We start from the raw sequence: 19,682 nt of genomic DNA, 5'->3' as shown, positions 1-19,682 counted from the left end.
CTCTTTCCCCACCCCGCCCCTTCCCGAACCGGGACTCCGTACAGCCTTGGTCTTCCGCCCTGCGGGCGGGAAACCAGCCCGTCCGGCGCTTGAGGACACGGCCGCAGGCCGCACCGGGGTCTGGGGGCTTGCCCCCGGTTCGGGAAGGGGCGGGGTGGGGAGAGCTACGCCGTCGCCGTCAGGGCCGTCACCAGGAGAGGTGTCACCAGTTCCACCTGCCACGGCCGCGCGCCGTACCCCGTGAGCGCGGCCGAGACCGCCTCGGGGGTGCCGGGAGCCGGCGGCTCCCAGCAGACGCGGCGGACCGTGTCCGGAGTGATCAGGTTCTCCTGCGGCAGGTTCAGCTCCTCGGCGAGCGCGGAGACCGCCGTGCGCGCCGCCGAGAGGCGGGCCGCGGCGACCGGGTCCTTGTCCGCCCAGGCGCGCGGCGGCGGCGGGCCCGCGACCTGCGTGCCCGGCTGGGGCAGCTCGATGTCCGGGAGGGCCTTCGCCCGGTCCACGGCCGACTGCCACTGCTCCAGCTGACGGCGGCCCATGCGGTGGCCGAACCCGGGCAGCGCCGTCAGCGCCGCGACGTTCGCCGGCACCGCGAGCGAGGCCTCCACGATCGCCGCGTCGCTCAGCACCTTGCCGGGCGAGACGTCCCGCCGCTGGGCGATCCGGTCCCGGGCCTCCCACAGCTCCCGTACGACAGCCATCTGGCGCCGACGCCGCACCTTGTGCATGCCGGAGGTCCGCCGCCACGGGTCCTTGCGCGGCGGCGCGGGCGGGGCGGAGGCGATGGCGTCGAACTCCTGCAGGGCCCACTCCAGCTTGCCCTGCCGGTCGAGCTCCTTCTCCAGTGCGTCACGCAGGTCGACGAGGAGCTCGACGTCCAGCGCGGCGTACCGGAGCCAGGGCTCGGGCAGCGGGCGGGTGGACCAGTCCACCGCGGAGTGCCCCTTCTCCAGGGCGTACCCGAGCACGGACTCGACCATCGCCCCGAGCCCGACCCGTGGGAAGCCCGCGAGCCGGCCGGCCAGCTCGGTGTCGAAGAGCCGCGTCGGCACCATGCCTATGTCCCGCAGGCACGGCAGGTCCTGGGTCGCGGCGTGCAGGATCCACTCGGTTCCCGCGAGCGCCTCGCCGAGGCCGGACAGGTCGGGGCAGCCCACCGGGTCGACGAGCGCGGTGCCCGCGCCCTCGCGGCGGAGCTGGACGAGATAGGCGCGCTGGCCGTAGCGGTACCCCGAGGCGCGCTCGGCGTCCACCGCGACGGGCCCGCGGCCCGCGGCGAAAGCGGCGATCACCTCGGCGAGCGCCTCGTCGGTCGCCACGACGGGCGGCATGCCCTCACGAGGCTCCAGCAAGGGGATCGGCAGCCCATTCGCAGGGACGTCGTCGTCCGGGGGAGCGCCCCCGGTGGTTCGCAGTGCTGTGTCTGCTGCGGTCTCTTGGGCGTCGGTCACGTGTCAAGGGTATCTGTGAACGGCAAGCGCCTGTCGACGGAACGTTCCGTCGACAGGCGCCGATGTTTCGTCAACCGCGCGGGGAGCCCGGTCGGGGACTCCAGGGGCTCGGTGGACTCGATGGACCGGGTGGGCCGGATGGACTCGGTGGCCTCAGTGGATGATCCCGGTGCGCAGCGCCACCGCGACCATGCCGGCCCGGTCGCCGGTGCCCAGCTTGCGGGCGATCCGGGCGAGGTGGCTCTTCACGGTCAGGGCGGACAGGCCCATGGACACGCCGATCGCCTTGTTCGACTGGCCTTCGGCGACAAGCCGGAGCACCTCGACCTCACGGCCGGAGAGCTCGCGGTAGCCGCCCGGGTGGCTCGGAGCACCCGGGGGGCGGCGGTGGCCGAGACGGGCTGCCGCGGCGCCGATGGGGGCGGCGCCGGGGCGGGTGGGGTGCCCGATGTTGGTCCGCGTACCGGTGACGACGTAACCCTTGACGCCACCGGCCAGCGCGTTGCGCACCGCGCCGATGTCGTCGGCCGCCGACAGGGCCAGGCCGTTGGGCCAGCCCGCCGCGCGGGTCTCGGACAGCAGCGTGAGGCCGCTGCCGTCGGGGAGGTGGACGTCGGCCACGCAGATGTCGCGGGGGTTTCCGACGCGGGGACGGGCCTCCGCGATGGACGACGCCTCGATGACGTCGCGTACGCCGAGGGCCCACAGGTGGCGGGTGACGGTGGAGCGGACGCGCGGGTCGGCCACGACGACCATGGCCGTCGGCTTGTTCGGGCGGTAGGCGACCAGGCTTGCGGGCTGCTCGAGGAGAACGGACACACGGCCTCCTGGGGAGATGCGGGACGGAGCCGGCTCGGGGAAGAAGCCGGGGGCGAACCCGTGCGGTGAAGGGGTCATTGACCTCTTCGGCAGCTCGGCCGCCCGCCTTTAGGGAAAGATCACGATTTGGTGAGTAACAATTCGGGCAATTCGGACGCGTGATCGATCATCCTACGAGTGAGCCTCCGTCCGGGCGACCCCGACGGCCTTCCCGAGACGGCCCCGGAGCCTGCCGGAAGCCCGCCCGGAGCCTGCCGGAAGGGGGTCCCGAGCCCCCGCCCGGGAGGCCCATCGTGCGGTGCCCCTTGCGGGGGCCCCGCAACGCACCCCGCCACGCCCCCTACGGCTGCTGCGGACCCCTGCGTTGGGGCAGCGAGACGACCCCCGCGCCCGAGATCGCCCCCGCCCCCGGGTCGGGAGGCGACGGCGGCAGGCCCGCGATCTGGCAGAGCAGATCGCACCAGGCCGCCAGGTGCGCCCCGGTGTCCGGCACCCCGCCCAGAGCCTCCTGCGGCGTCCACGACGCCCGGATCTCGATCTGGGTCGCCGGGCGCCGCTCGGCAAGCCCCCCGAAGTAGTGCGAACCCGCCTGGGTGACCGTCCCGCTCGCCTCCCCGTAGGACAGGCCCCGCGCCTCCAGCGCTCCGGTCAGCCACGACCAGCACACCTCCGGCAGCAGCGGGTCCGCCGCCATCTCGGGCTCCAGCTCCGCCCGTACGAGCGTCACAAGGCGGAACGTACCCTTCCAGGCGTCGTGCCCCGCCGGGTCGTGCAGCAGTACGAGACGGCCGTCGGCCAGATCGTCCTCGCCTTCGACGACCGCCGCCTCCAGCGCGTACGCGTACGGGGCCAGGCGCTGCGGCGGCCTGGTCGGGTCGATCTCCAGCTCCGGCCGCAGCCGAGCCGCCCGCAGGGCTTCGACCGCCCTTCTGAAGGCGGGTGGCACCGCATTCGCCTCCGTGTCGTCCGTACCTCCGTCACCGTCGGAATGATCGGAAAAATGTCCCTGAGCCGCAGCCATGCGGGGAAGAGTAGGCGGAACGGGGGCCTCGCGCAGGGAGGCACACCCCGCCCCGGGCGGGCGGCTTCCGCGTGCATGCGAAGATTCTGGGCGTGAGCGCCATTGACCGCCCCGAGGGCCAGCAGACGAAGCACCAGCCGCAGACGTACGACTCCGCCTTCCTGAAGGCCTGCCGGCGTGAGCCCGTTCCGCACACGCCGGTCTGGTTCATGCGGCAGGCGGGGCGCTCGCTGCCCGAGTACCTGAAGGTCCGCGAGGGCATTCCGATGCTCGAGTCCTGCATGCGGCCCGAGCTGGTCACCGAGATCACGCTGCAGCCCGTGCGCCGCCACAAGGTGGACGCGGCGATCTACTTCAGCGACATCGTGGTCCCGCTCAAGGCCATCGGCATCGACCTCGACATCAAGCCCGGCGTCGGCCCGGTCGTCGCCGACCCGATCCGCACCCGCGCCGACCTCGACCGGCTCCGCGACCTGACCCCGGAAGACGTCCACTACGTCACCGAGGCCATCGGGATGCTCACCGGCGAGCTGGGCTCCACCCCGCTCATCGGTTTCGCCGGCGCGCCTTTCACCCTCGCGAGCTACCTCGTCGAGGGCGGCCCGTCCCGCAACCACGAGCACACCAAGGCGCTGATGTACGGCGACCCGCAGCTGTGGGCCGATCTGCTCGACCGCCTCGCCGAGATCACCTCGGCCTTCCTCAAGGTCCAGATCGAGGCCGGCGCCTCCGCCGTCCAGCTCTTCGACTCCTGGGTCGGCGCGCTCGCCCCGGCCGACTACCGCCGCTCGGTGATGCCCGCCTCGGCGAAGGTCCTGGAGTCCGTCGCCTCGTACGGGGTCCCGCGCATCCACTTCGGCGTGGGCACCGGCGAGCTCCTCGGCCTCATGGGCGAGGCCGGCGCGGACGTCATGGGCGTCGACTACCGGGTCTCGCTCGACGAGGCCGCCCGGCGCGTCGGTCCCGGCAAGGCGCTCCAGGGCAACCTGGACCCCGCCGTGCTCTTCTCCACCCCGGAGGCCGTGGAGGCCAAGACGGACGAGGTCCTGGCCGCCGCCGAGGGTCTGGAGGGGCACGTCTTCAACCTGGGTCACGGCGTCCTGCCGACGACGAACCCGGAAGCCTTGACGCGTCTGGTGGAGTACGTGCACACGCGGACGGCCGTCTGACGGCCGCCCGCGTGCGGGTGGTGCTCAGCCCTCGCAGTTGACGGGCGGGTTGCCGGAAGCCGCGCGGCAGAAGTCGAACCCGAGGCCGCCGTTGACGGTGCCCCCGTTCGCACCGACGCGGACGAAGTCGCTGTCCTCGTCCCCGCGGACAGCGCCGGTCGCTGCGACCGACCCGTTGACCTGGACGTAGTCGCGGCCGGCGCCGCCCCTTACGGTGCCGGCGACGTTGCCGGTGACGATGATGTAGTCGGCGCCGCCCTGACCGTTCACCGTGTCGCCGGCGGAGACCGTGCCACAGCTGATGAAGTCGGCGCCCGCCGTGCCCGCGACGTTCGCGGAGGTGACGGTGACGCCGTTGACCGTGCACGTGGTCGCCGCGTGGGCGGGCGTCGCGGTCAGGGCGAGCGGGGCTATGACGAGTGCGGCGGCGCAGAGCGCTCGCAGAGTGTGTCGGATCATGAGACCAGTGACCCATGGTGACGGTAGGGTCGCAAGTCGTCACCGGAGGTGACTGCTCCGCTCGGGTCAGCCCGCCGCCCGGACCGCCGCCACCGCCTTCCGCGCCGCGATCAGGACCGGGTCCCACACGGGCGAGAACGGCGGCGCGTACCCCAGGTCGAGCGCCGTCATCTGCTCCACCGTCATCCCGGCCGTCAGCGCCACCGCCGCGATGTCCACCCGCTTGGCGGCCCCCTCGCGGCCCACGATCTGCACCCCGAGCAGCCGGCCCGTACGGCGCTCCGCCAGCATCTTCACCGTCATCGGCGCCGCGCCCGGGTAGTAGCCCGCCCGGCTGGTCGACTCGATCGTCACCGTCACGTACCGCAGACCCACCTCCCGGGCCTCCTTCTCGCGCAGGCCCGTCCGCGCGATCTCCAGGTCGCACACCTTCGACACCGCCGTGCCCACGACGCCGGGGAACGTGGCGTAACCGCCGCCCACGTTCGAGCCGATGACCTGACCGTGCTTGTTCGCGTGCGTGCCGAGCGCGATGTGCCGCTCGCGGCCCGAGACCAGGTCGAGGACCTCCACGCAGTCGCCGCCCGCCCAGATGTTCTCGTGGCCCCGCACCCGCATCGCGAGGTCGGTGAGCAGCCCGCCGTACGTCCCCAACGGCAGCCCGGCCTCCGCCGCGAGCCGCGTCTCCGGTACGACGCCCATACCGAGGACCACCACGTCCGCCGGGTACTCGGCGTCCTCCGTCGCCACCGCCCTGACCCGCCCTCCCCCAAGCTCTCGGCTGCGCTCGAGCAGGGGGGTACCCCCATCACCCGTGAGGATCTCGGTGACGGGCGAGGAGCCGACCGTCGTGATCCCGAGGCCGTCCATCACCCGGTGGACCAGGCGCCCCATGTCCGGGTCGAGCGTCGCCATCGGCTGCTCGCCCCGGTTGAGGACGGTCACCTCGTAGCCCCGGTTCAGGAGCGCCTCGGCCATCTCCACGCCGATGTACCCGGCGCCCACGACGACCGCCCGCCGACCCTCCGTACGCGCCAGCGAGTCGAGCAGCGCCTGCCCGTCGTCCAGGGTCTGCACGCCGTGCACCCCCGGCGCGTCGATCCCCGGCAGCGGCGGACGCATCGGCCGCGCGCCGGTCGCGATCACCAGCTTGTCGAAGCCCGTCCACGCCTCGCCGCCCGACTCCAGGTCCCGCGTCCGCACCCGCTGCCCCGGCACGTCGATCCCGACGACCTCCGTGCGCATCCGCAGGTCGATGTCCCGCGCCCGGTGCTCCTCCGGGGTCCGCGCGATCAGCTCGTCGCGCTCGGCGACGTCGCCGCCGACCCAGTACGGGATGCCGCAGGCCGAGTACGAGCTGAAGTGACCGCGCTCGAAGGCGACGATCTCCAGCTCCTCGGGGCCCTTGAGCCTGCGTGCCTGCGACGCGGCGGACATGCCCGCCGCGTCACCGCCGATGACCACCAGTCGTTCGCTCATACGAACACGCTACGTTGGCGCGGTCGTTCGGACCGGACCGTCAGTCCTTCGATGCGCCGGGTTCCTCGGCGGATCGCGTGGTGGGTTCCGTCGGGGGTACCTCGGCGGGTCGTTCGGCGGGAGCCGAGGCGCGGCGCGCCGTGCGGCGCGGACGGAGCCACAGCCGCCACAGCAGGTAGCCGACGAAGGCCACCGCGAGCCACGGAGCCAGCGCCGCCAGGACGATCCCGATCCAGGCGAGCGCCGCCACGAGCGCGTTCCAGCCACCCGAGAGCGCCTCCAGGAAGCCCGGCCGGTCCTCGGTCTCCGCCGGCTTCGGCGCCTCCTTCTCGGTGAGTTCGAGGGTGATCGTCGCCATCGACGTACGGTCCTTCAGCGAGGCCCGCTGGGCCAGCAGCGACTCCAGATCGGCCTGACGGCGACTCAGCTCGCCCTCCAGGGTGACCACGTCGCTCAGCCGCGTCGCCTGTTCCATCAGCTTGCGGACCCGGTCGACGCTCGCCCGCTGCGTCGCGATCCGGCTCTCCACGTCCACCACCTGCTCGGTGACGTCCTTGGCGTCCGCCTTCCGGGAGAGCAGCTTCCCGGTGCCCGCGAGGTCCTTGAGCACCGAGTCGTACGAGTCCTGCGGCACGCGCAGCGCGATCCGCGAGGTCACGTACGTGTCGTCGACCCGCTCCGTCGACTCGTTGGCGACATGACCGCCCGCGTCCTCGGTGACCCGGCGGGCGGTGGCCAGCGCCTTCGTCGCGTCCTCGACCTCCACGGACAGCTCGGCGGTACGGATGATGTGCTGCTGCGCCGGCGCGGCGGAGGGCTGCTTCGCGTCCGAGGTCCCGCTGCCCGCCCCCTTGTCCGCCTCGTACCCCCGGTCGGCGGCGCCCTCGGCCCCCTCGGCCGGCTTCGCCGCGCTCAACCCCTTCTGGTCGGCGCCGCTGTCGGACGCGCCGCCGGCGCAGCCGGTCAGTGCCAGCGAGACCGTCAGCAACGCCACGGCCGCTCTTCGCGCTCCTCGCACGGGATCCCCCCTGAGGTGGTGGTGACTGATGCCGGTTCGACGTTCCGGGGGGTCTCCCGGGTTGCCCTCGGGCGGTAGCGAAGCGGTCACGTTCTGGCCTCGGAACGGGTGGGGGAGACCTCGGAACGGGTTTGAGAGAGTGGAGCCATGAACGCGGACACCAGGGACAGCAGGGCACGGGCGCACGTGGTCGTCGTCGGAGGCGGAATCGCCGGTCTCGCGGCGGCCCACCGACTGGTCTCGGCCGGGCTCCGGGTGACGCTGCTCGAAGGCGGCGACCGCATCGGCGGCAAGCTGCTCGCCGGCGAGATCGCCGGAGCCCCCGTCGACCTCGGCGCCGAGTCCCTGCTCGCCCGCCGCCCCGAGGCGGTCGCGCTCGCCCGCGCCGTCGGACTCGGGGACCGGCTCCAGTCGCCCGCCACGACGACCGCGTCCGTCTGGAGCCGGGGCACGCTGCGCCCGATGCCCAAGGGGCACGTCATGGGCGTCCCCGGAGACCCGGCGGCCCTCGCCGAGCTGCTCTCCGAGGAGGGCCTGCGCCGGGTCGAGCGCGACCGTGAACTGCCCCCCGCCGAGATCGGCGAGGACATCGCCATCGGCGCGTACGTCGCCGAGCGGATGGGCCACGAGGTCGTCGACCGGCTCGTCGAACCGCTGCTCGGCGGGGTGTACGCCGGTGACGCCTACCGCATCTCCATGCGGGCCGCCGTCCCCGCGCTCTTCGCCGCGGCCCGCAGCCACCCGACGCTCACCGACGCCGTCCACGCCGTCCAGCGGGCGGGAGCCGCGACCCCGTCCGACGCGGCGGGCGCGGCCACCGGTCTCGGCGGCTCCGCCTTCGCGGGCATCGAGGGCGGCATCGGCACCCTCCCCGAGGCCGTCGCCACGGCGATCCGCGCGGCCGGCGGCGAGATCCTGACGTTCATGCCGGTGACGGAGATCCGCCGGGTGACGGAGGCGCACCCGGCCGGGACCCCGGTCGACGGGACTGCGGCCGACGGGACCGCGGCCGCCGAGGTGCACTGGCGGGTCGTGGCCGCGGGCCGGGAGTTCCTCGCCGACGCCGTCGTCGTCGCCGCGCCCGCCTGGGCCGCCGCAGAGCTGCTCGGACGGGAGGCGCCCGTGGCGGCGGCGGAGCTGGCCGGGGTCGAGTACGCCTCGATGGCGCTCGTGACCCTCGCCTTCCGGCGCCAGGACGTGCACGGGCTCCCCGGTTCCGGGTTCCTCGTGCCGCCCGTCGACGGGCACACCATCAAGGCGTCCACGTTCTCCAGCCAGAAGTGGCAGTGGGTCTGCGACGCGGCCCCCGACCTCTTCGTCCTGCGGACCTCCGTCGGCCGCTACGGCGAGGAGGAGCAGGTCCACCGCGACGACGCCGACCTCGTCGAGACCTCCCTCAAGGACCTCGCCGCGGCCACCGGGCTCACCGCCCGGCCCGTCGCCACCACCGTCACCCGCTGGACGGACGGCCTCCCGCAGTACCCCGTCGGCCACCTCTCGCGGGTCGCCCGCATCCGCGACGCCGTCGCCGAGGTCCCCGGACTCGGCCTCGCCGGAGCCGTGTACGAGGGCGTCGGCATCCCCGCCTGCATCGCCTCCGGCCGGCGCGCGGCCGACGAAATCGCGGACGAGATCATCGCCACGTCTGAAACCACCCACCCTGGTGCAGGGCACTGTCCGTGACGGGCGAGAATAGGCGTATGAGTGCGCCCGAAAAGATCCCGAACGCCGGTAAGAAGGCGAAGGACCTCAACGAGGTCATCCGCTACACCCTGTGGTCTGTGTTCAAGCTGCGCGACAACCTGCCCGAGGACCGTGCCGGCTACGCCGACGAGGTCCAGGAGCTGTTCGACCAGCTCGCTGCCAAGGACATCACCGTCCGTGGCACGTACGACCTCTCCGGTCTGCGCGCCGACGCGGACGTCATGATCTGGTGGCACGCCGAGACGAGCGACGAGCTCCAGGAGGCGTACAACCTCTTCCGCCGCACCAAGCTGGGCCGCGCCCTCGTGCCGGTCTGGTCGAACATGGCGCTGCATCGCCCCGCCGAGTTCAACAAGTCGCACATCCCGGCCTTCCTGGCCGACGAGACGCCCCGCGACTACGTGAGCGTCTACCCCTTCGTGCGCTCCTACGACTGGTACCTGCTGCCGGACGAGGACCGTCGCCGGATGCTCGCGGACCACGGCAAGATGGCCCGCGGCTTCCCGGACGTCCGCGCCAACACGGTCGCCTCGTTCTCGCTCGGCGACTACGAGTGGCTCCTCGCCTTCGAGGCCGACGAGCTGCACCGCATCGTCGACCTCATGCGCCACCTGCGCGCCTCCGAGGCGCGGATGCACGTCCGCGAGGAGGTCCCCTTCTACACCGGCCGCCGCCGCTCCGTGGCGGACCTGGTGGCGGGCCTGGCCTGACGGCCGCCCTACCGACTCGGTGACGGCCCGGCGACCAGCCGGGCCGTCACCCCTTGACCCGGAAGATCAGACGGCGGACGGAGTTCCGACCGCCGCTCCAGCGACACCGGGTCCGGCTCCGGGTGCGGCGCGCACGATGCGCGCCGCACCGGCGTCTTTCTGGGGGAGCCCGACACCGAAGTGACCGGTACTGCCCCCGTCAGCAGATAGCGCTCCAAGTACCCGTTGACGCAGGCGTTCGCACCGCCCCCGATGCCGTGCGTCCCGGCGTCCCGCTCGGTCACCAGGGCCGAACCCGCCAGCCTGCGCTGGAGCTCAAGGGCCCCTTCGTACGGCGTGGCCGCGTCCCGCTCGGCGGCCAGGATCAGCACCGGCGGCAGCACCCCGGGACCGGTCCGCACCTCCAACGGCTTCTGGCGGGGCACCTTCCAGTACGCGCAGGGCAGATTGGTCCAGACGTTGTCCCAGGTCTCGAAGGGGGCGGTCGTCGCGAGCCGGGTGTTGTCCCGGTCCCAGACGGCGAAGTCCTCCGGCCACGGCGCGTCGTTGCACTCCACCGCCGAGTAGACGGCCGCCGCGTTGCCCGTGTCCTCCGTGATCTCCTCGCTCGGCGCCGCCTGCGCGATCAGCGGCTTCTCGTCGCCCTTCAGATAGCGGGCGAGCGCCGTGGCCCGCAGTGGCCAGAAACCGTCGTGGTACCCGGTCTGGAGCATCGCCCCGTGCAGCTGTCCCGGGCCGACGCGCCCGCCGGCCGGCTTCGCCGCGAGTCCGGCGCGGACCTTCTCGTAACTCTCCTGGACCTCCTGGGCCGTCGAGCCGAGGCCGTACACCGAGGCGTGCTTGGCGACCCAGCTGCGGAAGTCGGCCCAGCGGCGCTCGAACGCCCGTGACTGGTCGAGGTTGTTGAGGTACCAGATCTGCCGCGGTGCGGGGTGGACGGGCGCGTCGAAGACCAGCCGGCGCACCCGGTGCGGGAAGAGCGTGGCGTACAGCGCGCCGAAGTACGTGCCGTAGGAGGCACCCATGTACGTCAGCCTCGGCTCGCCGAGCGCGGCGCGCAGCACCTCCAGGTCGCGGGCGTTGTTGAGCGAGTGGTAGTGCCGCAGCGCCTTGCCTGTGCGGGTCGTGCAGCCCTTGGCGTACGTCTTGGCGCGGGCGATCCGCTCCTGCTTGAAGACCTCGGAGGGCCGGCTGGGCGCGGGGGTGGGGCCGGTGGCGCGGTCGACGGGGTCCTGGCAGGAGACGGGGGCGGAGCGGCCCACGCCGCGCGGGGCGTAGCCGACGAGGTCGTACGCGGCGGCGATCCGCTTCCAGGCGGGGAGTTCGGCGACCAGGGGGAAGTACGTCGACGACGCGCCGGGGCCGCCCGGGTTGTACACGAGCGCGCCCTGACGGTCGGCGGCCGGGCCCGAGGCCTCGACGCGGCTGACGGTGAGCGGGATCCGGGTGCCGTCGGGGTCCGCGTAGTCGAGGGGGACCAGCAAGGTGCCGCACCGCACGGACGGCGGCAGCTTCTCGTACGCCGGGCAGTCGCCGAAGCGGATGCCTTCGGCGGCCGCGCGACGGGCGGCAAGCCGGGTGCCACCGGTCTCGGCGGGCGGCGCGTCCAGTGCGGGTGCGGGGGCGGGTGCGGCGGGGAGCGGGGAGAGCAGCGAGGACAGCAGCAGCGACCCGACGGTTCCGGTCAGCGCGAGGGCTTTCACGACAGGATCGTTGGAGCGGACGGACGCCGTGTAAAGAACCGTCGGGGCGTGTCGGCGGGAATGACCCGATCAGCCGCTGGAGCCTCCTCCGCAGCTGGAACTGCTGCTACTGCTGCTCGAACAGGAGCTGCCCCCGCTGGACCCGCTCGACCCACTGGAGCAGGAACCGCTGCTGCTGGATCCTCCGGAGCAGGCGCCGGCGGAACACCCGTCACCCCCGAATCCGCTGTCCGAACCGCCGCCTCCGCAGCTCCCGCCACCACCGGTGCCTCCTGAAGCACCGCCGCACGGGCCCGCGTTGCCCGGCGTCCCCGCGCACCAGTGCAGGCTCGCGAGCACGGCGGCGTCCGAGGCGGCGGAGGAGGCGTGGGTGTGGTGGCGGGTGTGGGACGTACGGGTGGTCGTGCGCATCCGGGCCGCCGCGATCAGCTGGGTACGCAGCTCCGCGTCGGGTACCGCGCGCAGTCCGCGCAGCGCGACCTGGTGCCCGGCGTCGGGCTCGTAGACGTGGTCCCGGTGGAACGCGGTGGCCGCCCGGCGCCCGGCGCGGCTGGTGCGCTGGGCGTTGTAGGCCCCGCAGAGGAGGCCGGTGATGAAGCCCGCGAAGAGGATCGGACCCACCTTGAAGACCAACGGCACCTGGAACGAGTCGAATTCGACGGCCACGCTCAGGACGATCGAGAGGAGGAGCAGCCCGAACGACCCCAGGACGAGGGTGAGGCACTGGCGTCGGCCGGTGCGGCGGATCTCGGGGTCCACCATCAGGCCGCGCGCCGCGAGCCCGTCGCCGATCTCCTGGACGCCGGGGCTGCGCATCACGGCGAGACGCAGTTCGTGCAGGGCCCCGTAGGGGGAGGCGGCGAGCTCCTGCAGGACGGCCCGCTCGACGTGGCTGCGCGGGGCCGCGCCCGGGCGCGGGACGACGATGCCGGGGCCTCCGACGGCGATCCGGCCGTCGGAGTGCAGGGCGGCGAGCGCGGCGTCGACGACCCTGGGCGGGCCCCCGAGGAGGAACGCGGCCTCGTAGAGGTCGTGGACGTATCCCCCGCGATCCACGCGGGCGGCGCGGAGGTGGACGATGAGCAGGGCGGAGCCGGTGATCACGGCGGCCCAGACGAGCAGGGCGAACAGGTTCATGGTGGCGTCACCTCCGTACGAGTGCGGTGCGCGCGGCGCGTGCCGCGCGGACGAGTCGGCCTGCCGGGCCGGGCGGTCGGGCGCCGGCGCGCTCCTGCCACCAGCGGGTCAGCCGGCGCCGGGCGTCCGGGTCCTCGGGCTGACCGGCGACGAGCAGCTGCGCGACGAAGTCGAGGGCGTCGCGACGGTACCCGCCGGACATGGGGCGGGTCCTGGCGTACGCGCGGAACGCGGGGCGGTAGCCGTCGCCGAGGATCTCGGGCAGCTCGGGCGCGATCTTGGCGATCACGTCGCTCCGCTTCCCGACGAGGGCCCGGCTCTGCACCCCGAGCCGCCGCGAGTCGAACCCCTCGGGTACGGGTGTCCCCGCGACGAGCGCGGAGAGCAACGCGGCCTGCGCGACGGCCACCCGCTCCCGGGCGGCCCCGCCGGGGAGGGGGCGGGCGCCGGGAGCGGGGCGCGTGGTGTGGGTGCCGGGGTCCTGGGCCTCCTCCGGAAGCTCCGGAGCTCCCGGCGCGTCCGTCGTACGCCCGCACTGCGGCATCGGGCCGCCCGAGACCCGGGCGCCCGCGCCGATCAGCAGCGCGGGGTCGGCGACGCGCGCGCGGGCGCCGCCGGCGCCGTGCCTGCCGTTCATGTCCTGCTCGCCGCTCCCGGCGGCGGTCCGAGCCGCCACCGACTCCAGGCGGCCCCTGATCGTCGCCAGCTCCGAGGCGAGTTCCTCCGCCGGCGGGAAGTTGTCGTCCCGTTCCAGCAGGACGCCCGGCGGGGAGACGCGGGAGGCCAGGTCCGACAGGATGTCCAGGACGGGCTCCGGGACCGGGTGGGCGTGGGTGTCGTGCCAGACGCCGTCGCGGGCGAGGCCGCCTGCCACGTGGACGTACGCGATCGCCTCGACCGGCAGTTCGGAGAGCGCCTTCGACGGGGACTCGCCCCGGTTGACGTGGTTCGTGTGGAGGTTGGCGACGTCGATCAGGAGCCGTACCCCCGTACGCTCCACCAGCTCCGCCAGGAACTGGCCTTCCGTCAGCTCCTCGCCGGGCCAGGCGATCAGCGCCGCGATGTTTTCCAGTGCCAGCGGCACGGGCAGCGAGTCCTGGGCGATCCGTACGTTCTCGCAGAGCACGTCCAGGGCGTCCCACGTGCGCGGCACCGGCAGCAGGTGGCCCGCTTCGAGGGCCGGGGTCGCCGTGAGGGCGCCCCCGGCCCGGACGAAGGCGATGTGCTCCGACACCAGCGGCGCCCCCAGCGCGGTCGCCGTCGCCGCCAGATCCGCGAGCCGGCCCGCGTCCGGCCGGTCGGCGCCGCCGAGCCCCAGGGAGACCCCGTGCGGGACGACCGTGACCCCGCGCGCACGCAGCCGCGCCAGCGAGTCCGGCAGGTGGCCCGCGCACACGTTCTCCGCGACGACCTCCACCCAGTCGACGCCCGCCAGGGCCTCCACGGCTCCGGCGATCTCAGGCCGCCATCCGATGCCGACCCCGAGTTCCGTCCTGTGGTCCGTCCTGTCGTCCGTCCTGTGGTCCGTCCCGAGTTCCGTCATGTCCCCCTCCTTCGGTCCCTCACCTGATGGCCCGGAACAACCCGTTCGAATCCAGTCAGGGGGACGTTCAGAGGTTGATTTGAGGTTCCGGCGGTCCTACGGCATCGGCATGGAGTGCGGTGTCACGATCCCGGCCTCCGGGACAGGACGCGACGTGAACGACTGGTCCGTCCCCGTCGGCCGCACCGGAGAGGGCACCAAGGGCGAGGGAACCACCGGCGGCCCGGTCGGCGGCGCCGTCTTCCGGCCCGCCGCCTCGTTCGCGAGCGCGTCGAAGTCGACCATTCCGGTTGCCTCCAGCATGGTGATGTGGTCGAGCACCGTCTGGTTCGCGTCACTCGCCAGCTGCCGGATCAGCGTGTTGCGCGTCGTGTGCCGGACCTCGGCGACCAGCGCGAACACCTTGCCGTGCGCGTTGCGCAGCAGGTTCGCGAACTTCCGCTCGTACTCCTCCCCGCTCGCCGCCGTCAGCTCCCGCAGCCACCCCTGCTGCTGCTCGGTCGGCTGGTTCGGCAGCTCCACGCCCAGCTTCGCCGCCACGGACCGGGCCCGCCGGTCCAGGTCGGTGTGGCCGACCACGAGATGGTCGCCGCACTCGACGATCGCCCGGCTCGGCGCGCGCTCGACGGCCTGCTGGCCGGCCGGGAGCTCCCACAGCCCGGCCAGCCGTACCTTCACCAGGAAGTCCCGGTCCGTGGCGGACAGCGGCCCCCACTGCGTGGGCACGCTCGATACGTTCAGATTCGCCTGGCCGGTTCCCGAGCGGTCGGCGTAGGACCAGACGGGGAAGGCGAGCGCGCCGACCGTGACGACGAGCGCCGCGATGATGAGGGCCGTGCCGTTGACGCGTAGCGACAAGGTGTCTCCCGTACGTTCTCTTCGGTGCCGGTGGAGGTCACCGGTGTGGGTCACCGCAGACTGAACCGCCAACCAGGCGGACGTACAACCCACTTGGCGGTATCGGGAGATACGTGTGTCAGGGCGACCGTGTTCAGTCGCCGAACGAACCGAGCCCGGAGAACTCGGACACGAACGGGCGCGAACGGGCACGAACGCGCGCGGACCGGACGGGTCACGCCCGTGCGAGGCGTACGTGGGAGCCGATCCGGTCGCTCCCCTCGGAGACGAAGGTCGGGCCGGGGGCGATCTCGGTGAAGCCGGCGTCACGGACCACCGGGAGGCCGCTCGCCGTCAGTCGTGCCCAGCGCTCCGGGGTGGCCGCACGGACGGAGAGCGGGAAGCCGGCCTCGCGCCATGCCGTGCGGTCGGTGTCCGACAGCTCCCACCACAGCAGCTGCGCCGCGTGTCCCGCCTGGGCCATCGTCTTGCCCGCGGACATCTCCAGGTGCGGGTTGAGCCAGAGCAACGGCGCCCCGGGGTCGTCGGGCGCACCGGGGTCGCCGGGCGCACCGGGGGCCGTGGGGTCCTCCAGATCCGTGCCGGACACCTGGAGCTTCGCCAGCTCCTTGGGCCAGCCGTCCAGCGGGATCGGCGGGAACACCCGTACCTCCGCGGACTCGCCCTTCACCGTGATCCCCGGGAGCTCCTCCGCGCGCCGCCACTCCGCGCCGCGTGCCCGGCGCACGACCTTGCGGATCCGGGCGTCCTGCCAGTCCGTCATCGCCCGCGCCCACTCCCCGTCCCCCGTCGAGCGCTCGTCGGCGAGGATCTCCAGGACGGCGCGGGCGGCGGTCTCCAGCGCGTCGGTGCGCGCGGGGGGCTCGGCCCGTTCGATCCGTACGACGAGGGGGAGGACGAACTGAGGCTTCTCGTCACGGACATCGGCGCGGGCTTCGGCGGGGACATCGCCGCGGACTTCGGCGCGGGCTTCGGTGATCTCGGTGCTGATCTCGGTCTCGTTGCTGCTCACCTGGCAAGTTTGCCACTGTTCGCACAGGCGTTTCTTGTCGGATTGGTCGGTTCCGGGACAGGATGCCTTTCATGAAGAGTGATCTTTTTGCCGGCGAACACCTCGCCGAGGCCGCCGCGTTCCCGGGCATGAGCCTGCAGAACGCCAAGTGCGTGAAGTACGTCGTCAACGGGGAGATGCATGCCCGTCAGGGATCGATGATCGCCTTCCGCGGCGACCTCCAGTTCGAGCGCAAGGGCCAGGGCATCGGCGGCATGCTCAAGCGCGCCGTGACGGGCGAGGGTCTCGCGCTGATGGCCGTGCGCGGCCAGGGCGAGGCCTGGTTCGCGCAGGAGGCGCAGAACTGTTTCATCGTCGAGATGGAGCCCAACGACGCGCTCACCGTCAACGGCCGGAACGTGCTCTGTTTCGACGCCACCCTCTCGTACGAGATCAGGACCGTGAAGGGCGCCGGCATGACCGGTGGCGGCCTCTTCAACAGCGTCTTCACCGGTCAGGGCAAGATCGCCCTGGCCTGCGAGGGCACCCCGATCGTCATCCCGGTCACCCCGCAGGCCCCGGTCTTCGTCGACACCGACGCCGTCGTCGGCTGGAGCGAGCAACTGCAGACCTCGCTCCACCGCTCGCAGTCCGTCGGCTCGATGATCCGCGGCGGCTCGGGCGAGGCCGTCCAGCTCCGCCTCGACGGCCAGGGCTTCGTCATCGTCCGGCCGAGCGAGGCCACCCCGCAGAAGCCCTCCAACTGACGCCGACGGACGGCACGTCGTGAAACTCGAAGGCGTAGGGCGCCGCTACGGCCCGCGCGGGCCGTGGGTGGTGCGCGAGGTGGACCTCGTCCTGCCCGCCGGCGCCCTCGTCCGCTTCACCGGCACCAACGGCAGCGGCAAGTCGACGCTGCTGCGGGTCGTCGCGGGCATCGACGCGCCGACGGAGGGCCGGATCGCAGGACGGCCCCCGCGCACCTCGTACGTCCCGGAGCGCTTCCCGGTCGCCCTGCCCTTCACCGCGACCGGCTGTCTGACGCACCTCGGACGCATCCAGGGGCTCGGCAGGGCCGAGGCCGCCGCGCGGGCGGGGGAGTGGCTGGAGCGCTTCGGCGCGTCCGCCTTCGCGGGGACCCCGCTCGCCGAACTCTCCAAGGGCAGCAGCCAGAAGGTCGCCGTCGCCCAGGCCCTGCTCGCGGACCCGGCACTGATCGTCCTGGACGAGGCATGGACCGGCCTGGACACGGCCGCCCGGCACGAACTCGACCGCGCGGTCCGCGAGCGCGTCGCGGCGGGCGGCACGGCGGTCTTCGTCGACCACGACCCGCGCCGGCTGTCGGGTGAGGCCGACGTGGTGTACGAGGTGGAGGCGGGCCGGGTACGGGTGGGTCGGGTGCCGGTGCCGGTGTCCGGGTCGCGGTCCGGGGCCGGTTCGGCTTCGGGGGCCGGGGCCTCGGCGCGGAGTCCGGTGCGGGTGCCGGTATCGGGCGGGTCGAGCCCTGGTGCGGACGCGCCGCCGCCCCGCGCGCGGATCGTGGCCTCCGGCGGCCGCCCGCTCCCCGACGGGCTGCCCGGGACCTCCTCGTACGAGTCCGGTCCAGGACCCGACGGCTCGACGACGGTGTACGCGGTCGACGCGGCCCACTCCGACGCGCTGCTCCGGGCGCTGCTCGACGCCTCCTGGCACATCCACGAGTTGACCACTGAAGGCGCCCGGACATGACGACCGCACTGCTGCGCTACCAGACCGACCTGCTGCTGCGTTCCCAGCGTTGGCTCGCACCGCTCCTCCTCTACGCGGTCTTCCTCGTCGTCGGCGTGCGCGCCGGCGAGCCCGTGCTCGGGGCCCTCGGCTTCGCGGCCGCCGCGCTGCTCCCGGTCACGGCCTGGGTCGTACGGATCTGCCTCGGTCAGGAACCCGCAGCCGCGCGGAACGTGGTGGCCGCCGCGGCCGGGCGGCAGCGGGCTCACGTGGCGGCGGTCCTTGCCGCCGTCGCCTGCGCGGCGCCGCTCGGGGCGGTCGCCGTGCTCGGCGTGACGGCCGTCAGCGACCTGCGAGGGATCGGCTCCGCCGAGGCCCTCGCCTCGGGGCTCCTCGCCACCACGGCCTGCGTCCTGACCGGCGCCGCCGTGGGCACCCTCACCACCCGGCCGCTCCTGCGCTCCCAGGGCTGGTCCCTCGCGGCCCTGGTCCTGGGCTCGCTCCTTGCGCTCGTGACGAGCGGTTCGCCGGCGAAGTACGCCGTGACGGGCCTGATCACCGGGGCGCGTACCGCGACGGTCACGATGCCGTGGGCCGCCGCCCTGGGCGCCCTCGTTCTCGCCGCCGTCGCGGTGGCGGTCAGCGTCAGGGCCACGGCCTGGCGGGAGTGAGTACGCTCGACACCATGGACTCGTACTGCGAACCCGCAGGGGCGGAGGCCGAGTCGGCCTCGGAGGCCGCGGCGACCGGACGTACGACGGCCGAGGGACCGCCGTACGCCGAGTGCGTGCTGTGCCGGAAGCCGACCGAGTACCCCGAGTCGACCAAGGGGATCACCCTCTGCCCGGTCTGCGAGTGGCAGGAGGCCCAGCGTTCGGCCTGCTCGGGCTAGGGGCTCCCTGATCCGGCCTGATCCAAACGAAAGACCCTAGGGCCTGTCCGTCCCCGACCCGGCTCCCGTCCCGGATCCCGTCTCCGACCCGGCTCCCGTCCCCGACCCCGCCATCAGCTCCGACACCTTCACGAAGCGGTAGCCCCTGGCCCGTAGTTCGGGCACGATCTTCCGGATCGCCTGCTCGGTGACGGGCGCGGCGCTGCGCGTGCAGTGCATGACCACGAGGGAGCCGGGCTTCACGCCGGCGAGGACCTGCTCGGCGACCGCGTCGCCGTCCTTGGCGAAGGCGTCGCCGCTGACCACGTCCCACTGCACCGCCGTGACCTTCGCGGGCGCGAGCGCGCGCAGCGCCCGGTCGTCGTAGCAGCCGCCCGGGAACCGGAAGTACGGCACGACATTGCGCGCCCCCGCCTTCCGGAACGCGTCGAACGCCCGCCGTACGTCACCGGCCATGTCCTGCTCGGCGACCGTCGGCAGGCCGTAGCAGGGCGAGGCGAAGGCGTAGTGGCTGTACGAGTGGTTGGCGATCTCGAAGCGGGGGTCGGTGCCGATCGACCGGGCCTGGTCCGGGTACTCCTCGGCCCACCGGCCCGTCATGAAGATCGTCGAGTCGACCTTCAGCCGCCGCAGGGTCTCGATCAGCGCCGGATTGTCGAAGCGCTCGCCGCCGGCGGCCCGACGTCCCTGGTCGGCCGTCATGTCGGCGTCGAAGGTGAGCGCCACGACCTTGTCGCCGGCCTTGCCGCCGCCCTTGCGGGCGCGCTCGAAGACAGGGGTGAGGCCGCCGGGCCCCGGGGCCATGGTCGGCGGCGCCTTGCGCGCGACGGCGGGCCCGGGCGCGGCACCGGCACTCGCGCTCGCGTCAGGCGTGGGGTTCGTCGGCGGGCCGGACGCGGGGCTCGACGGCGCGGCGGACGGGCCGTCAGGCGCCCCCACCGTGTCGGCCGCGCCCCCACCGCAGCCGACGAGTACGGCGCCCAGGAGAGCAAGCACCGACAGCTTTCGTACAGAAATGGTCACG

19 protein-coding genes are annotated in these 19,682 nt (G+C 73.4%); 7 read left to right on the top strand and 12 right to left on the bottom strand.

Features of this window, described 5'->3' with window-relative positions; genetic code table 11:
• Positions 1-164 precede the first annotated feature (164 nt).
• The 3 genes from ACGFYP_RS14585 to ACGFYP_RS14575 all read right to left on the bottom strand — a co-directional run bounded on the left by ACGFYP_RS14585 (position 165) and on the right by ACGFYP_RS14575 (position 3,288).
• Entirely contained in the window at positions 165-1,448 is a 1,284-nt protein-coding gene (locus ACGFYP_RS14585; protein ID WP_393492024.1) for a ribonuclease D, read from the bottom strand.
• Between the two features lie 153 nt (positions 1,449-1,601).
• Entirely contained in the window at positions 1,602-2,267 is a 666-nt protein-coding gene (locus tag ACGFYP_RS14580; protein WP_015037008.1) for a response regulator transcription factor, read from the bottom strand.
• 340 nt (positions 2,268-2,607) lie between these two features.
• Positions 2,608-3,288: a DUF3000 domain-containing protein gene (locus ACGFYP_RS14575; protein ID WP_393492020.1), complete on the bottom strand. Its 681-nt coding sequence runs from the start codon at positions 3,286-3,288 to the stop codon at positions 2,608-2,610.
• Positions 3,289-3,380: 92 nt separating this feature from the next.
• On the opposite strand from ACGFYP_RS14575, the gene hemE reads away from it, so the two are divergent.
• On the top strand, positions 3,381-4,457 hold the full coding sequence (hemE, locus tag ACGFYP_RS14570; protein ID WP_361964313.1) for a uroporphyrinogen decarboxylase: 1,077 nt from the start codon (positions 3,381-3,383) through the stop codon (positions 4,455-4,457).
• 24 nt (positions 4,458-4,481) lie between these two features.
• Here the strand turns inward: hemE and ACGFYP_RS14565 are convergent, their stop codons facing one another.
• The 3 genes from ACGFYP_RS14565 to ACGFYP_RS14555 form a co-directional block, all read right to left on the bottom strand.
• The gene (locus ACGFYP_RS14565) at positions 4,482-4,916 is read right to left on the bottom strand and encodes a hypothetical protein (RefSeq protein ID WP_393492017.1); all 435 of its coding nucleotides are present in this window, start codon (positions 4,914-4,916) and stop codon (positions 4,482-4,484) included.
• A 66-nt stretch (positions 4,917-4,982) separates the two neighbouring features.
• Entirely contained in the window at positions 4,983-6,395 is a 1,413-nt protein-coding gene (locus tag ACGFYP_RS14560) for an FAD-dependent oxidoreductase (protein ID WP_393492015.1), read from the bottom strand.
• Between the two features lie 40 nt (positions 6,396-6,435).
• Positions 6,436-7,389, bottom strand: coding sequence for a DUF4349 domain-containing protein (locus ACGFYP_RS14555; protein ID WP_393492012.1), 954 nt, complete (start codon positions 7,387-7,389; stop codon positions 6,436-6,438).
• Between the two features lie 171 nt (positions 7,390-7,560).
• Here ACGFYP_RS14555 and hemG point away from each other — a divergent pair, with 171 nt between their 5' ends.
• The gene (gene hemG, locus ACGFYP_RS14550) at positions 7,561-9,096 is read left to right on the top strand and encodes a protoporphyrinogen oxidase (RefSeq protein ID WP_393492009.1); all 1,536 of its coding nucleotides are present in this window, start codon (positions 7,561-7,563) and stop codon (positions 9,094-9,096) included.
• Between the two features lie 17 nt (positions 9,097-9,113).
• Entirely contained in the window at positions 9,114-9,827 is a 714-nt protein-coding gene (gene hemQ / locus ACGFYP_RS14545; protein WP_393492006.1) for a hydrogen peroxide-dependent heme synthase, read from the top strand.
• A gap of 8 nt (positions 9,828-9,835) precedes the next feature.
• Here hemQ and ACGFYP_RS14540 read toward each other — a convergent pair whose 3' ends face one another.
• From ACGFYP_RS14540 to ACGFYP_RS14520, 5 genes are all read right to left on the bottom strand, one after another.
• Positions 9,836-11,530, bottom strand: coding sequence for an alpha/beta hydrolase (locus tag ACGFYP_RS14540; RefSeq protein ID WP_393492002.1), 1,695 nt, complete (start codon positions 11,528-11,530; stop codon positions 9,836-9,838).
• A gap of 69 nt (positions 11,531-11,599) precedes the next feature.
• Positions 11,600-12,667: a TIGR04222 domain-containing membrane protein gene (locus ACGFYP_RS14535; protein WP_393491998.1), complete on the bottom strand. Its 1,068-nt coding sequence runs from the start codon at positions 12,665-12,667 to the stop codon at positions 11,600-11,602.
• Positions 12,668-12,674: 7 nt separating this feature from the next.
• Positions 12,675-14,210 carry a DUF692 domain-containing protein gene (locus ACGFYP_RS14530; RefSeq protein ID WP_393491995.1) on the bottom strand — a complete coding sequence of 512 codons (1,536 nt, stop codon included), beginning with the start codon at positions 14,208-14,210 and terminating at the stop codon, positions 12,675-12,677.
• Positions 14,211-14,306: 96 nt separating this feature from the next.
• Positions 14,307-15,068, bottom strand: coding sequence for a DUF4142 domain-containing protein (locus ACGFYP_RS14525; protein ID WP_393491993.1), 762 nt, complete (start codon positions 15,066-15,068; stop codon positions 14,307-14,309).
• 214 nt (positions 15,069-15,282) lie between these two features.
• Positions 15,283-16,047, bottom strand: a complete 765-nt coding sequence (locus tag ACGFYP_RS14520) for a peptidyl-tRNA hydrolase (protein ID WP_393492334.1) — start codon at positions 16,045-16,047, stop codon at positions 15,283-15,285.
• A 104-nt stretch (positions 16,048-16,151) separates the two neighbouring features.
• Here ACGFYP_RS14520 and ACGFYP_RS14515 point away from each other — a divergent pair, with 104 nt between their 5' ends.
• From ACGFYP_RS14515 to ACGFYP_RS14500, 4 genes are read left to right on the top strand one after another with little or no spacing between them, the layout of a single operon-like run.
• Positions 16,152-16,826: an AIM24 family protein gene (locus tag ACGFYP_RS14515; protein ID WP_393491990.1), complete on the top strand. Its 675-nt coding sequence runs from the start codon at positions 16,152-16,154 to the stop codon at positions 16,824-16,826.
• Positions 16,827-16,845: 19 nt separating this feature from the next.
• Complete coding sequence (locus tag ACGFYP_RS14510; protein ID WP_393491987.1) at positions 16,846-17,787, top strand: ATP-binding cassette domain-containing protein; 942 nt, start codon at positions 16,846-16,848, stop codon at positions 17,785-17,787.
• Complete coding sequence (locus tag ACGFYP_RS14505; protein WP_393491981.1) at positions 17,784-18,437, top strand: ABC transporter; 654 nt, start codon at positions 17,784-17,786, stop codon at positions 18,435-18,437. The genes ACGFYP_RS14510 and ACGFYP_RS14505 overlap by 4 nt, the downstream gene beginning before the upstream one ends.
• Positions 18,438-18,451: 14 nt before the next feature.
• Positions 18,452-18,658 carry a hypothetical protein gene (locus tag ACGFYP_RS14500; RefSeq protein WP_393491976.1) on the top strand — a complete coding sequence of 69 codons (207 nt, stop codon included), beginning with the start codon at positions 18,452-18,454 and terminating at the stop codon, positions 18,656-18,658.
• A gap of 36 nt (positions 18,659-18,694) precedes the next feature.
• On the opposite strand, the gene ACGFYP_RS14495 is transcribed toward ACGFYP_RS14500, so the two are convergent.
• On the bottom strand, positions 18,695-19,681 hold the full coding sequence (locus tag ACGFYP_RS14495) for a polysaccharide deacetylase family protein (RefSeq protein WP_393491972.1): 987 nt from the start codon (positions 19,679-19,681) through the stop codon (positions 18,695-18,697).
• Position 19,682: the final 1 nt, after the last annotated feature.

Origin of the sequence: Streptomyces sp. NPDC048370 (genome assembly GCF_043200825.1) — a bacterium.
GTDB lineage: Bacteria > Actinomycetota > Actinomycetes > Streptomycetales > Streptomycetaceae > Streptomyces.
The sequence above is the reverse complement of the archived record's forward strand: the minus strand, read 5'-3'. Positions and strand labels throughout refer to the sequence as shown.